Below are 15,211 nucleotides of genomic sequence, written 5' to 3'. Positions count from 1 at the left end.
TATTTTTTAACAATTCGCCTGTTGGTATTTTACATTACCGAGAGCGTGTGCGTTGTTAATTTACCCATCGGGAAGCCGCCCAAAGGGCTGGTTGTGAGAAGTCGCTACCCTCAGGGAAATCGCGCTCGCGACTATGCCTAATCTAGCAGTAATGCTACCCTTCAGATCGGGTTTTGCCTACGAAGTTGCGCAGGTGAGAAACCTAAAATCTTGGGAAGCTGCCTCGCGTCTTGTGAGTGGCAAACTCCTCTTTGTAGTCAAGTTTTATCTTAACATATCTTATGGAAGCTTTGACGCCAATTTCCATCTTAAGGGGGAGGCGGAAAACCGACCAACATAAAATCAATTAAACATTTAATCATTGGTCCATTAGTTATTGTCAAACAATTCTAGACTCTAGACTAATGGACTGTGGACTCCGCGAAGCGGATTAAAGACGTGGACTTAGATCAGCTATTTAAAACTCGAACACCGATTATTGGAGTGGTTCACCTATTACCACTGCCAACCTCACCCCGCTGGGGAGGCAACCTGAAGACAGTAATTGACCGCGCCGAACAAGAAGCAACAGCCCTGGCAAGTGGTGGAGTAGACGGGATCATTGTAGAAAATTTTTTCGATGCGCCGTTTACCAAAAACCAGGTCGATCCAGCGGTTGTGAGTGCCATGACTGTGATCGTGCAACGAATACAGAATATGGTGACATTGCCTGTAGGTTTGAATGTTTTGCGGAATGATGCCAAAAGTGCAATGGCGATCGCCAGTTGCGTGCGGGCGCAATTTATTCGCGTCAACGTCCTCACAGGAGTAATGGCAACCGATCAAGGATTGATTGAGGGAGAAGCCCATCAATTACTCCGCTATCGGCGGGAATTAGGCACTGATGTGAAAATTCTTGCCGATGTTTTGGTCAAGCACGCTCGCCCTTTAAGTTCCCCCAATCTCACGGTTGCTGTCAAAGATACAATCGAAAGGGGATTAGCAGATGCAGTAATTTTGTCAGGCTGGGCTACTGGTAGTCCGCCTAACATAGAAGATTTGGAACTGGCTTGTGGCGCAGCCAATGGCACGCCAGTATTCATAGGCAGTGGAGCTAATTGGGAAAATATAGCTACACTAATGCAGGCAGCAGATGGTGTAATTGTTTCCAGTTCCCTAAAACGCCACGGTCGGATTGAGCAACCAATTGACCCAATTCGTGTCAGTCAATTTGTCGAAGCCGCACGTCGGAGTTGGAACTCTAAGGGTGAAACTAAATCAATTTCCTCGGTAACTATACGATCATAGGGCATGGGGAATGGGGCGTGGGAGACAAGGAGGACAAGGAGATTAATCCCCAATCTCCAATTCCCAATGCCCAATCCCCAATTTCCCATACCCACTTCCTCATTCCCAATCACAGTTTATGATTCGCCGCCGTTCTACTCCTTGGATTCACAAATGGTCGCGGCCATTGATTGCCGCGATCGCCGGGCTTGGTGCCTTAACAACAGGTTATCTCACTATCGAAAAGTTAACCGGAGGTAGTGCAGCTTGTGTAGCACAAGCTGGTGTCAGAGGTTGTAACGATGTACTTTCCAGCCCTTGGGCAACGGTGTTTGGTCAGCCATTGGCTTTATTTGGGTTTTTGGCTTACACCGGGATGCTGATATTTGCTTTGACTCCCTTAGCATTAAAATCTGGGGAAAACAATAACCGCAAACAAATAGAAAACTTGACTTGGTGGCTGCTTTTAGTAGGGGCGATCGCTATGTCCATCTTTAGCGGCTACTTAATGTATTTGTTGGCAACGCAAATTAAAGCTGTTTGTCCTTACTGTATTGCCTCAGCTTTTTTCTCTGTCAGTCTTTTGGTACTGACGATTATCGGACGTACTTGGGAAGATGTGGGGCAGATTTTCTTTACTGCCATTATTGTGGGGATGATTACCTTGATTGGCACTTTAGCAGTCTTTAGTAATGCCAATCAATTAAGCACTACACCTGAACCAACTTCTGGTAAACCAGTACAAATCAGCTTTACTCCTAAAGAAAATCCTAACCCAGCATTTGGTTGGGAAATCACTACTACATCTGGGGAGGCGGAAATAGCCTTAGCAAATCATCTTGTCAAAATAGGTGCTAAGGAATATGTTGCTTATTGGTGTCCACACTGCCACGAACAGAAGTTGATATTTGGTAAAGAAGCTTACAAGATTATTAACGATAATATTAAGGTTGAGTGCGCTCCTGATGGATTAAAGGCTCAACCAGATCTGTGTAAAGCTGCCAAAATAGAAGGTTTCCCCACTTGGATAATTAACGGGAAAAGCTATAGCGGAGTTCAAAATTTAGAAGAACTAGCTAAAGTTTCTAATTATACAGGTTCTCGGAACTTCAAATATTTCAAGTAATGAACTTCAGCAAGTTACTTGCTAGCAAATTAAACTGAGGTTTGATACTGAATAGTCAACTGGTTGCATACAGCAAATTTGCTTCCGGTTGACTTATTCATTTTGAGTAATAAATAATATAAAACATCAGCTATGACCCTATGTATTATTTTTTAATTAGTAGTTTTTGCGATATGTTTGCTTTTTAATGGCAATAAGCAAATAAATTCAAGACATTACAAATTTAATTATTCAATTAGTTTCCAGTGAATTTACCATAACTAGCAATTTTTTTATACTCTTAACAAGATTTAATACACAATTATGCAAATATTCAATTTTAATACTTTCGATAGATATACTACTGTACTTAAAAAACACTATTTATACTTAACTTGTGCTAAGAAGCGCAAGAGTTCCAATTGCTATTTCAGTAGATAATGAATAGCCAAGATTCATCTTGAGAAATTCAATCTATCTGAATAGACTCTGAAAAAGCTAGTGTAGCTCGACCTTTAAGCTACATTCGCCCCGTACTGGATAGAGATCGCAAATAAAAAATATTTATATTTCTCCCCACTAGGTAATGGGAATGAGTAAGCAGCTAGGCAAGCGTCTTGTAAGGTTCATATCTGGACTCAAAAAACCGCTTGGTCGAGGTCACAGGGAATTAATTACCGCCTCCAGCGTTGCAGTCTGCATTTTGCTTATACGCTCTATTGGATTATTCCAATCTTTAGAATTAGCAGCTTTAGATCAATTGTTTCGCTTACGTCCACACGAACTACCAGAAGAGCGCATTACTATTGTAGCGATTGATGAAGCTTCTTTACGCCAAGTAGGTTCTTGGCCGATTCCAGATGATGCGATCGCCCAGTTATTACAAAAATTAAACGCTTATCAACCTCGCGCTATTGGTTTAGATATTTACCGGGATTTACCAGTAGAGCCTGGTTATGAAAATTTGGTGAAGGCTTATAAGTCAATACCAAACTTGATAGGAATTGAACAACTGGCAAATAATAAAAATGCTAGTGTTTTACCTCCACCAGTGCTAAATCAACTCGATCGAGTTGGTTTTAACAATGTTTTATATGACCCTGATGGCAAAATCCGTCGTAGCTTGTTGTATTGGCATATTGATAATAAAGCACACGAAAGCTTTGCCTTGAAGCTGGCTTTATTGTATTTGAAATCATACGGAATTACTCCTCAAACCGCAGCCAATAACTCTGATTACTTGCAGTTGGGTCAGGCAGTGTTTACTAGATTTGAGGGTAATGATGGTGCTTATGTTAGGGCCGACGATCGAGGCTACCAAATTTTATCCAACTTTCCCAAACCCAGTTGTCCTACTTCATCCGCAGCACCTTGTAGTTATCGCCAAGTAGCGATGAGGGATGTGCTAGCAGACAGAGTATCAAAAGAATGGTTCAGCGATCGCATTGTACTGATTGGTTCTACTGCACCTAGCTTGCAAGATTTTGTTTTCATCCCGCAATCTAGCAGGTTGATGGGTACAGCACAACCTATCGCGGGAATTGAACTGCAAGCTCACTTTATCAATGAATTGATTGCTGCTGCGTTAGAAGGACGACCTTTACTGCAAGTCTGGCCAAAGCTATTAGAATACTTATGGATTTTTGGCTGGTCTTATTTGGGAGCCACAACAGCATGGCGCATCCGCCAACCAACAAAGTTATCTGTTAGTATTATCCTCTTTTGCTTGTTGTTAGCTCTGGTTTGCTATATTGCTTTTTTGTCTGGTTGGTGGATTCCTTTGATTCCACCACTACTTACGTTTGGTATTTCGGCTGTTTGGACTACCAATTATCTTGCCTCAATGCAAGAAGAGTTAAAACGCTCCAAAGAGTTTTTACATCAAGTTATTAATACAATTCCCGATCCTATTTTTGTCAAAAACGAACAACATCAGTGGATTGTGTTAAATGAAGCTTATTGCCGATTGATTGGTTATGCCAATCAGTTGTTAATTGAAAAGTCAGACTATGACTTTTTTCCTAGACATGAAGCTGATGTATTTCGCCAGCAAGATGAGAAGGTTTTCCAGACTCAGCAAACTCAGGAAAGTGAAGAAGAATTTACCGATGCTTATGGTTCGACTCATTTAATTTCTACTAAGCGATCGCTTCATAAAGATGCTGCGGGTAATTACTTTTTAGTTGGGGTGATTCGAGATATTACGCAGCGCAAGCAAATGGAAGAAGAACTTAAGCGTACTGCTGCCGAACTTTACCGTTCTAACACCGAATTAAAACGTAAAGAAGACCACTTGCGTTATCTGGCATATCACGACCCTCTAACTGGCTTATCAAATCGTAAATTTTTCAACGAAAAACTTCTTGAATCTTTAGACTGGGCGCAGGATAACAATTTATTATTAGGATTATTATTTATCGATCTAGATGGGTTTAAACAAGTAAATGATACTTTGGGGCATGAAATTGGCGATCGCCTTTTGGTAACAGTGGGACAAAGACTGAGTAATTGCTTACGCGGTAGCGATACAGTTTCTCGCTTAGGCGGCGATGAATTTACAGTAATCCTACGGGCAATTCCCAACGTCCAAGTAGCTGCTAAAGTCGCCGAAAAAATTCTCAGTACTATTACCGAACCGATTGTTTTAGATGGGTATACTACTAAAGTCTCTGCTAGTATTGGGATCAGTATCTACCCTCTTAACAGCCGCGATAGTGAAACTTTGATTAAACAGGCAGATACTGCTATGTACCGTGCTAAAAACTTGGGTAAAAATCGCTATGAGTTCGCTTAATTGAATCGATTAATTCCGCAGATCCACACCTTAAGATAGAAGTTTTGTACTCCTAAAAATAGTTACTTTCAAAATGAACCTCTGTAAGAAGGTAGGAAATTCCTCATGAATCTGGAGCTGTTTTTCCAACGCACAGAAGTGTTGCACAAACGTTTAGCAGATTTATATCAAACTGCTACTGTCTTACCTTGGGTACCCTCAGAAATGCTACCTCAAGCTTTTGAGGAACTCCATAACAGTTCAAAAACTTTGCAATTAGCGGTAGAGGAACTATATCAGCAAAATGAGGAATTAATACGAACACAAAATTTTTTAGAAACCGAATGCCAACGCTATCAGGAGTTATTTGATTTAGCACCAGATGCATATTTAGTTACTAATGCATCAGGGACAATCCACGAAGCTAACCAAATGGCAGCTAAGTTACTTAATGTTTCTAAACAATTCTTAGTAGGTAAACCAATTACCAACTTTGTCCCCATCGAAGAACGTCAGCAAATTCGTACAGAAATCAACCGATTATCTGAATCAGATCTAGACACTGAATTATTAGTACACTTGCAGCAACGTCATGGCGATACTTTTAATGCTGGTTTAACAGTAGCGGCTGTCCGCAATCAACAAGGTCAGGTAATATCTTTGCGGTGGTTAGTACGCAAGATCACTGAACGCCAGCAATGGGAATCGCCAGAAACTAAGAGCGTCAGCAGCGTTATTCGCGATCGCCGCATCTATAAATATTCTAAAGGAGACAATATTTCTCTCAATCCGCTACAAATTTTATATGTTTGTCGGGGTTGGGTAAAACTCAGTACTTTCTGTGAAACAGGTGAAGAAGTGCTGATCGGTTTGGTAGGAGCAGGGATGATTTTTGGCTCCAATATGACATCTTTGAAGATTTATCAAGCAATAGCTCTATCCGATGTGGAAATAGTATCAATTCACGTGTCAGAGATAGCTGCTTCTCCTAGCATTAGCCATAACTTTCTACCAAAAATCAATCAACGGTTACAGCAAACAGAATCCTTGTTAGCAATTTCCGGCAAGCGTCAAGTACAAGAACGCTTGCATTATCTTTTGGAATTTCTCAAACAAGAAATTGGTGAACCTGTACCAGGGGGAACGCGTCTAAGCGCGCGTTTGACTCATGAAGATATTGCTAGCGCTTGCTGTGCAAATCGAGTCACAATTACACGTTTTCTGAGCAAATTAAAACAACAAGGTTTAATTAGTTTTGATGCTCAAAAGCACATGGTTTTGAAAAATGTTAATTAACAACAGCTTTAAATAGAAATTCAAGCAATCTTTAGTTGGATAAATTAGATGATAAATATCCAGTTTTTTATTGATAAATTTCGATTTAGCGACACATGCATTGCCATGATGGACAGTAAAATTTCACCGCTACAATTTATCTGTCGCTTTCTTTTTGCAATTGGTATTAACTTTATTATGACAATATATGTAAGAATGTTCAGCAGATAGGCATCTGATAAACGATGCCCACCCTACATACAGATATTACGTTTAAATTGTTATAAGATGTATACATAGCCCTAATAATTGAGGCTATATAACACCAATTTTTAGCTATTTATTGACCAATTCCTAATTCTTTTTTGCTTTGCTTTAACTGTTTCCAAAGTTCTTTAATCTGCCTATAGGCTTCTTCTGGAGAAAGTTTGCCCGCTGTTTCTAAAACACTGATATAACCAACTTTCTGTGCAAATTCTTGGAGATTTGCATTAAAGGCAAGGCTTTCTGGCTTGAAAGACCCATAATAGCGATATTGAGGATAGAGAAATCGATCGAGATGTTCTTGATTAACCTGTGTCATCAGTACACTCCTGATAAAATTTTGGTAGGGTGAAAAGCATTTATTGTTGATTAACCATTAGCCCTGAGCTAAACAAACTCAAAAACATATAGCATTCCGATTTTACTCCTGAAATTATTTGCGTAGAATTGCAACAACTACAAGAGTAATCTAGTTATCTAATTAGCGAGCTTTTATATAGGAGTAAATCAACAATATTACTTTCTTAGTAAAAAGAACTATTAGATTAAATATCACAATTAATTTCGTATATTGAAAATATATATTTTATTGACTTTTATATAAATACTTCATTAGAACTATTTAAAGTTAAGAATTTATGTAATCTCCATTACATAAATCCAAATTTGCGTGAGTTTTCACATTAACGCCCTCAGAATAGAACTTATCAGAGCTAATTAAAAATTTTACCAACTCAAGCTTATTTATGCATTTTCATATCGAAATCCTATCAGGGAAATTCAAACAATAAATCATCTCATTTACGCAAGGTAATTTATATGCCTGTTACATGAGTTCTGCGTTGAAAAGTGATTGGGTATTATAACAATCCAATTTAATTCCTGAAATGATTCCTAAAGCTAGGAAGTGAGCCACCACGCAGAAAGAGTATTTCCACACTCCTATGTGAAAATAAGCAGCCTAGAGGGCTTCTATATACAGGAATGTCTAAATAGCGAACAAGAGATGGTGTGCAATTAGGTTAACTGTCGTTTGCTTGTGAGAAAAGACTCGCTCACATTAATTCTTTTTTAGCTCTAGCAATAACTTTGTCATATTAACCGGAATGTGGTGTGAAGAATCTGTATTAGTAATGTAAGGATGATAAAATAGGTAGTTTGTCAATAAAATTAAACTTTTCTTTAGAATTAATGGATGACTTTTGGGAGCTTTTTTGCATAGTTTATGCGAGCAAAGCACTAGATATTGGCAAATTTTCAGCATATATACTTAAGCAAGCTTTTATATCTGCTAGAATTTTGACTAATTTTGCTTATCTAGCAATGAATATAAAAATACCAAAGGGCAACTTTAAACTTTAAAGTTTAGCAATCCTCTCTGCTATGGACTTCTTAACATTCCAGAAATTCAGGTTGATTTACCTAGATTTGTAGTCCAGCCAACATAGTATTTATGCACTACAATATTAAAATTGTGTTAAGGAATAACAATTTAGTAAATACACGTGTTTAAGGAGTGTGTGAAAATCTCTAACTTTAGACCGATGTTATAAACGCAACCTAAATTGTATTTCTATATTGTCCAATAATTTCTTCCCAAATTACTCCAAGCCAAACCAGCCAGCTAATAAAGACTGTTTGTTTCCCGCAAAGTTCATTTATTTGTAGTAAAAAATTAATAAAAATTTAATGTTTATCTGGGATAATGAGCATATTTACTGTTAGTAACATAGAGAAAAAGCATGAAAACCGAAACAGCAGATTTACCTAAGTCTATAATTAATCATTTAAGAATTACTAGTATTGCAATATTGTTGATCGGTGTTTATTTAGTAATGCCTAAAACAGCTAATACTACTGTAGCTTTTAATACTTTGCCTATGGATAATCTTGGCACAAGTAGCGAAAACTTAACCAAATCTCAGCCTAATTCTCCAGAGTTAAAGCAGACCTTTACACCACGAAATTATGGCGGCCCTGATAGTCGGCATGGTAGTGGAACTCGTTAAGATATGGAAAATTCACAGAAAATATACTGAACAAGGATTTATACTATAAAAATTCATGACATCAGACGGTATAAGTCTAAGTAGTTGCTGATTCTAAACTGTTTTACCCCCTACTAACAACACACTTTTAAGATCGCTACAGATAGGCAGCAGGGGAGAATTATTTTACCAGTGATAGAGATTTTTAGATTGATGACTTAAATTCTAGATTCAAACGAGGACAATCAAGAGTTTAATATGGGTGATTTCCACCAATTATTTTTTTGTACAAGGGTGTGAGCTTGCCAATCAGATTCGGTTTCTGGATAATCTAAGCGGTAGTGTCCGCCTCGGCTTTCGGTTCTAAAAACAGCACTTTTGAGAATTAAATCCGCCACATCTAGTAAATTACGAGTTTCTGCCCAAAGTCGCAATTGCCGTTCTACATCTGGTAGATTTAAACGAGCTGGTTCTGCTGCTTTTAAAGATAGAAGAAATTTACTCAAAGGTAAGACAGCAAAGTCTTTCTGCCAAGATTCAACAGTGGCGATCGCTGCCTCTAATCCTGATTGCGATCGACAAATACCAGCACTTTGCCAAACTAGACGCGGTAACTTCTGTCGCAGTGTTTCTATTTGTGCTTGCTGTCTTTGCCACTCGCTAACATCACTGTGAAATTCCCGTAATGGCAACATAGGCAACTCTGCATCTAACTCAGCAACACGCAGATTAATATTTGCCATCTGTGCGCCAAATACAATACATTCTAAAAGAGAATTACTTGCTAACCGATTTGCCCCATGCACTCCAGTACTGGCAGTTTCGCCGACAGCATATAAACCAGGAATATTTGTGCGATTCATTAAATCTGCAACAATTCCACCCATCCAATAATGGGCAGCAGGGGCAACAGGAATAGGTTCTATAAAGACATCAATACCCCAATGTTGACAAACTTTGATGATGTTAGGAAAGCGATGACGAATCTTTTCCGGGGGGATGGGGCGCATGTCTAACCAGACATGGGCAGTAGCAGGATCGGCTGCGGTACGTTGCAAATGACTAAAAATGGCTCGACTAACTACATCGCGAGGTGCAAGTTCTCCCGCTGGATGGTAGTCAAAGACAAAACGCCGCCCTTCATTGTCAACGAGGTGTGCGCCCTCACCACGCACGGCTTCACTGATCAAAAAGCGATCGCTCCCTGGTTTGGTGAGAGCAGTAGGATGAAATTGTACAAATTCTAAGTCGCGGAGGATAGCGCCTGCACGGGCAGCTATGGCTACTCCATCCCCTGTACTCACAGCCGGGTTAGTAGTTTGAGCAAATACCTGGCCACCACCACCAGTAGCTAGTACTACAGCACCAGCTTTAATCCAACTTATTTCGCCTTGATAAAATAAACTAATTCCTTGACAGCTATTGCTTTGCGGTTCTATCCACAAACTCAAAGCTAAAGCCTGCTGGATTACTTGAATATTTGGGCGTCGCAATACCTGGGCGGTAAGAGTGGTAGTAACTTCTCTACCTGTGGTGTCAGCGGCATGGAGAACGCGGTTGCGAGAGTGGGCAGCTTCTAAAGTTAAAGCCAAAGCATTACCATGACGGTCAAAAGCTACACCCAAATTCACCAGAGATTGAATACAGCTAGGAGCGTGTTGCGCGAGGAATTCTACCGCCGCTTTGTCACACAAGCCAGCCCCGGCTCGGATTGTGTCTTCAATGTGTAAAGTAGGAGAATCTTCTGGGGCGATTGCAGCAGCAATGCCGCCTTGGGCCCAATCACTGGCAGATAAAGAAACTGTCTCTTTGGTAATTAAACCAACTCGTAATGATTCGGGTAGACAAAGTGCCGTATACAGTCCTGCGGCACCTGCACCAACTACTAAGACATCAAACTGGCTGGGAATATCTATTTCAGGCAAGGTAAGAGATTTGGGGAGAAGTGGGAGAAGAGGAGAGGGGAAAAAGAAAACGAGGGATAATTATTCCCTTGTCTTCTTATACCCATCTCTAATCTAAAAATGCTACTCCTTCAGATAAGGAGTAGGCTGTTATTCACTAAAGATAACTTGCAGTTATCTATAGATACCGTTGTTAAAGCGATCGTCTCCCTCGTTGAAGGCAGGTTCTAGTTCTGTGACTGTAAATTTCTCTAAGTTGGCTTGCAAAGTTTGTTTTTGGCGATCGCTTAATCCTGGAAGGTCGAGAACATCCTCTACCTTTTGGTAAGGAGCATTCTTGATAATTTTCTTAGCTAGGGTAGGATACAGACCTGGATACTGTTGAAAAGCGCGGACGTTGGTATTGTTCAAATCGATTTTTTTACCAAATTCCGTAGCTAATTTAGCGTCTGCCCGATTCTGACGCTCAATTGCCAGAACTGGGACTTGAGGAAAAGTCATGCTATTGAAACTGGCAGCTTGGGCTATCTGAGTAGTTCCCAGCCATCCCCAACTACCAAGCAACAAGCTAAACACTGTTAATAAACGCACCAATCCTTTCACGATTTTTCTACCTCTTTCCATCAAACTGAAATCAAAAAAGTTTTAAGCTAACAGATGTCAAAAGTCCCTAGGCCATAGTCTATAGTCAACAGTCCATAGTTCAAAAGCTTTTGAGCTTTGAACTCTGACTTGTGACCTTTGACCTGTGACCCTTGATTAAGAACTGTTTGCTTAATCAACACACAGCAGTCATCAGAAACTAATATACAGCTTATTAATAACCACAATATTTACTGTTACTAGGTTTGATGACAGTTTTGCAAAAACTTTTTTAAAGTTATCCTTGCAAGAGGACAACCAGAGGTAGCGAACTGAAGGATTTTTCCCTAAATGCCCAGGAGCAGGATTGAGGGTGCAAAAGCAAATGAGGGAGAGAGCAGAAGGAAGAGTTGGTTAAACTTTGATCCTTGCCTATCGACTATTAACCAATGCTCCATGACCCATTGTTAAGGTTTTGGGATTACACATCAAATTCTTAAGCCAAAACCGCCGCTAATAAAAATAAGCTATCTACCAAAATTGTGCTTAAAACTGCGCCGCTAAAGGCATACCAATGTCTTTGTTTGGAGCGTAAAGGTAAAATCCCAATGCTTAAAAGTGCTGAAGCGAGAATCACTGCCCAAGCTTGACCCCAAGGCGTTTGAACTTGAATGACAGCAGTTTGTAAGATTGGTGCAATATTCTCAGGCTCCACCTGCATAATTTGCCGCCAATAGGGCATTAAATCTACTAAATAAAAATACACATCGGTTAAGACTGTACCGAATAAAGAACCTAAATAAAACCAGTTACCGACTTTGCCCCAATTCCGCACTAGACACCAACAGGCAAAGGGTAAGCCGATAGATTCTACTGGCAAATGCCATAGGGGTTCCCAACGTAACCATCCCCAGTAAATTCCTCCGGCCAGCCAACTCCAGCTGAAACCCAACAGCAAATCACCCCAAATATAAGTAGCAGGACGTGACATTAACTTAAAACTCAGCCACACCCATAATCCTGTCATTGCCAAACTTACACTTGGCAGCGATCGCACTAGCGGTGCTTCTACAAACACTGGGACAGATACTAAAAACACCGCCGCTGCTAAGACTAGCCAAGCTTGTGGAGATGATGAAGATATTGGCAGATTAGGAGAGTGAGAAAGTGTAGATTCCAATTCACTGATGGCTTTTTGCCCCGTGTCAGTGGAATGCAATTCAGTAGCTATAGAGGCCGTAGAAGTACTGTATGAGGACAATGTATTATTAATCAATGTTTTTAATAATTGTTACTAAACTTTATCTTACTTAAGATAACACAGCTACAAATCCCCCCCAGGGGCATATTTATCATAGCTTGTTTTTACCTAGATTTTTGAGATGTTACCGATCGAATACAAACCGATCTGATGTTGGTGGGTCACAAAAAATTTAAAAGATTGTAGTTAAGGCGTCATCTATTTCTGAGAAACTCTAGGGCGTGTCAGGTACTCTCTGAAACGGAGGATGGTAAATTAATGGCGCGCCTTTTTGGGGAGAGAAAGACAACCTGAATCATTCTTAGTTATTTTCCTGGCAAGTTCTCTCAGTCTGTGTTTGTTTAATTGGTTGTAATATCAGCGATCGCAGGTACAGTAATGGCTCTATTTAAACATCGATGGTTCTTCATCTTAAGTGCGGCATCTGCTACAGCCTCAGTAGCGGCATTTCCGCTTCAAGTTCTCAGCGCCCAGCCTAATCCAGCAGGTGAGGGCGTACAACAAATGAATATTTTCCAAGCGATTATTTTAGGATTCGTCCAAGGAATAACAGAATTCTTACCGATTAGTAGCACAGCCCATTTAAAAGTTGTGCCTGTAGTTCTGGGTTGGGGCGATCCTGGGGTAGCTTTTACAGCAATTATTCAACTAGGTAGTATTGCCGCTGTGTTGTGGTACTTCTGGGCAGACTTGGCGCGAATTGTTCAAGGATCGGCAACAGCGATCGCTCGTAAAGATTACGATAACTACGACCTACGGCTAGCCCTAGGCATAATTTTGGGTACTTTGCCGATTATCTTCTTTGGACTGTTAATCAAAAAGTTTATCCCCGATTTTGATAATTCTCCCATTAGAAGCTTAGGCGCGATCGCTGTTGCTTCGATAGTTATGTCGCTGTTACTGGGATTGGCTGAACAACTAGGTAAGCGCCAGCGTAACTTTGAAAAACTGACCATGAACGATGGCTTATTGATGGGTTTAGCGCAATGTTTGGCATTAATCCCTGGCGTATCTCGTTCTGGTTCTACTCTGACAGGGGGATTATTTATGGGATTGGAACGGGAAACCGCAGCTAGGTTTTCGTTTTTGCTAGGTATTCCCGCCATTACCCTAGCGGGGTTAGTCGAGTTAAAAGATGTTTTAGGAGAAGGATTAAGTAGTGCAGCAATACTTCCCTTAGTTGTGGGAGTGATTTCTGCCACAATATTTTCCTATATTGCGATCGCCGGGTTACTACGCTTCCTGAAAACCAGAAGTACTTGGGTATTTATTTGGTATCGATTAGCATTTGGTGTATTAATACTGGGGTCGATCGGTGCTGGTTTGTTGAAGAATAGTTAATAGTTAGTTGTCATTTGTCTTTAGTCCTTTGTCTCAAGCAAAAGACCAATGACAAATGACAACTGACCAATGACAAATACCCAATGACCCATGAGTACAATCCGTCCTGCCCGAATTAGCAAAGTATTACCAGATTCCATTGCCGCTGAGATCGGTTTTGAAGCAGGAGATGCGATCGTTGCAATCAACGGTACACCTCCCCGTGATTTGATTGATTATCAATATTTATGTGCTGATGAAGTTCTAGAATTAGAAGTTTTAGATGCTGCTGGCAAAACCCATCATCTAGAAATTGAAAAAGATTATGACGAAGACTTAGGGTTAGAATTTGAATCTGCTCTATTTGATGCTTTAATTCAGTGCAATAATCATTGCCCGTTTTGCTTTATTGACCAACAACCACCCGGTAAGCGTTCTAGCTTGTACTTTAAAGATGACGATTACCGTTTGAGCTTTTTATATGGCTCCTATTTAACTCTGACTAATTTACCAGAACGCGAATGGCAGCGGATTGAACAAATGCGCTTGTCACCTTTATATGTTTCTGTCCACGCTACAGAACCGGAAGTGAGAACTAGGTTGCTCAAAAATCCCCGTGCTGGACAAATTTTGCAACAATTAAAGTGGTTTCAAGCCAGAAGGCTGCAAATTCACGCTCAGGTTGTGGTTTGTCCCGGTATAAATGATGGCTCACATTTGGAACAAACACTACGGGATTTAGCGTCCTTTTATACTGGGGAAGTATCGACAGTCGCATCAGTAGCTGTTGTACCCGTGGGATTAACACGGTTTCGTCCCGAACAAGACGAACTGATTCCTGTAACCCCAGAGAAAGCTCAAGAAGTGATTTCCCAAGTGCGATCGCTCTCTTTAGAATTTCGTCAAAAGTTCGGTTCTAGCGTTGTCTGGTTAGCCGATGAGTGGTTTTTAATTGCTGGTGAAGAATTGCCTAGTGAAGCTGAATATGAAGAATATCCTCAAATCGATAATGGCGTTGGTTCCATTCGATTGTTTCTCAAGCAATTTGAGCAAGCTGCCAGATCGCTACCAACTAAAATATCTCCCAAGAAAAAATTAACTTGGGTAGTAGGTAATGCAGTAGAGAAAGCGTTTCAACCAATTCTCAAACAGTTAAATGCTGTTGCGGGTTTGCAGGTAAATATGCGCGCTCTATCTAGCGACTATTGGGGACAGAATATTAGCGTTACAGGCTTATTAACAGGGCACGATCTACTTTTAAATTTACAAGGGCAAGATTTAGGTGATGGAATTTTGCTGCCAAATGTCATGCTTAAACATGGTGAATTAATATTTTTAGATGATATGAGTATTGAAGAAGTCGCCAGCAAACTAGGAACAAAAATTTTCCCAGTAGCAGGAATTGAAGAATTAATCAATACCTGTATTGCTTAACGGCAAAGTAATAGAGATTTAAAAATCCAATGATTTTGG

At 40.2% G+C, this 15,211-nt stretch carries 11 protein-coding genes; 7 read left to right on the top strand and 4 right to left on the bottom strand.

What is annotated here, in order from left to right; all coding sequences use genetic code 11:
- Positions 1-438: 438 nt before the first annotated feature.
- From btpA to AACU33_RS27125, 4 genes are all read left to right on the top strand, one after another.
- Entirely contained in the window at positions 439-1,287 is an 849-nt protein-coding gene (gene btpA, locus AACU33_RS27140; protein WP_096592570.1) for a photosystem I biogenesis protein BtpA, read from the top strand.
- A gap of 118 nt (positions 1,288-1,405) precedes the next feature.
- Positions 1,406-2,392: a vitamin K epoxide reductase family protein gene (locus tag AACU33_RS27135; RefSeq protein ID WP_096592568.1), complete on the top strand. Its 987-nt coding sequence runs from the start codon at positions 1,406-1,408 to the stop codon at positions 2,390-2,392.
- 571 nt (positions 2,393-2,963) lie between these two features.
- A complete protein-coding gene (locus AACU33_RS27130) occupies positions 2,964-5,165 on the top strand; it encodes a CHASE2 domain-containing protein (RefSeq protein WP_096595408.1) in 2,202 nt (733 codons plus the stop codon).
- Between the two features lie 105 nt (positions 5,166-5,270).
- Complete coding sequence (locus AACU33_RS27125; RefSeq protein ID WP_096592565.1) at positions 5,271-6,440, top strand: PAS domain S-box protein; 1,170 nt, start codon at positions 5,271-5,273, stop codon at positions 6,438-6,440.
- 319 nt (positions 6,441-6,759) lie between these two features.
- On the opposite strand, the gene AACU33_RS27120 is transcribed toward AACU33_RS27125, so the two are convergent.
- A complete protein-coding gene (locus tag AACU33_RS27120) occupies positions 6,760-7,002 on the bottom strand; it encodes a DUF7219 family protein (RefSeq protein ID WP_096592562.1) in 243 nt (80 codons plus the stop codon).
- 1,423 nt (positions 7,003-8,425) lie between these two features.
- Between AACU33_RS27120 and AACU33_RS27115 the strand changes: the two genes are divergently transcribed.
- Positions 8,426-8,692, top strand: a complete 267-nt coding sequence (locus AACU33_RS27115) for a hypothetical protein (RefSeq protein ID WP_096592560.1) — start codon at positions 8,426-8,428, stop codon at positions 8,690-8,692.
- 224 nt (positions 8,693-8,916) lie between these two features.
- On the opposite strand, the gene nadB is transcribed toward AACU33_RS27115, so the two are convergent.
- From nadB to AACU33_RS27100, 3 genes are all read right to left on the bottom strand, one after another.
- Positions 8,917-10,596 carry an L-aspartate oxidase gene (gene nadB / locus AACU33_RS27110; RefSeq protein WP_096592557.1) on the bottom strand — a complete coding sequence of 560 codons (1,680 nt, stop codon included), beginning with the start codon at positions 10,594-10,596 and terminating at the stop codon, positions 8,917-8,919.
- Positions 10,597-10,749: 153 nt separating this feature from the next.
- A complete protein-coding gene (gene psbU, locus AACU33_RS27105; RefSeq protein WP_096595407.1) occupies positions 10,750-11,178 on the bottom strand; it encodes a photosystem II complex extrinsic protein PsbU in 429 nt (142 codons plus the stop codon).
- Between the two features lie 475 nt (positions 11,179-11,653).
- A complete protein-coding gene (locus AACU33_RS27100) occupies positions 11,654-12,433 on the bottom strand; it encodes a DUF3120 domain-containing protein (protein ID WP_339376318.1) in 780 nt (259 codons plus the stop codon).
- Between the two features lie 363 nt (positions 12,434-12,796).
- Here AACU33_RS27100 and AACU33_RS27095 point away from each other — a divergent pair, with 363 nt between their 5' ends.
- Positions 12,797-13,759 carry an undecaprenyl-diphosphate phosphatase gene (locus AACU33_RS27095; protein WP_096592555.1) on the top strand — a complete coding sequence of 321 codons (963 nt, stop codon included), beginning with the start codon at positions 12,797-12,799 and terminating at the stop codon, positions 13,757-13,759.
- A 90-nt stretch (positions 13,760-13,849) separates the two neighbouring features.
- A complete protein-coding gene (locus AACU33_RS27090; protein ID WP_096592552.1) occupies positions 13,850-15,172 on the top strand; it encodes a TIGR03279 family radical SAM protein in 1,323 nt (440 codons plus the stop codon).
- The last annotated feature ends 39 nt before the right edge of the window (positions 15,173-15,211 follow it).

Source organism: Calothrix sp. NIES-2098 (assembly GCF_963875125.1).
Classification (GTDB): Bacteria; Cyanobacteriota; Cyanobacteriia; order Cyanobacteriales; family Nostocaceae; genus Aulosira.
This window is presented reverse-complemented; position numbering and strand designations above follow the sequence as displayed.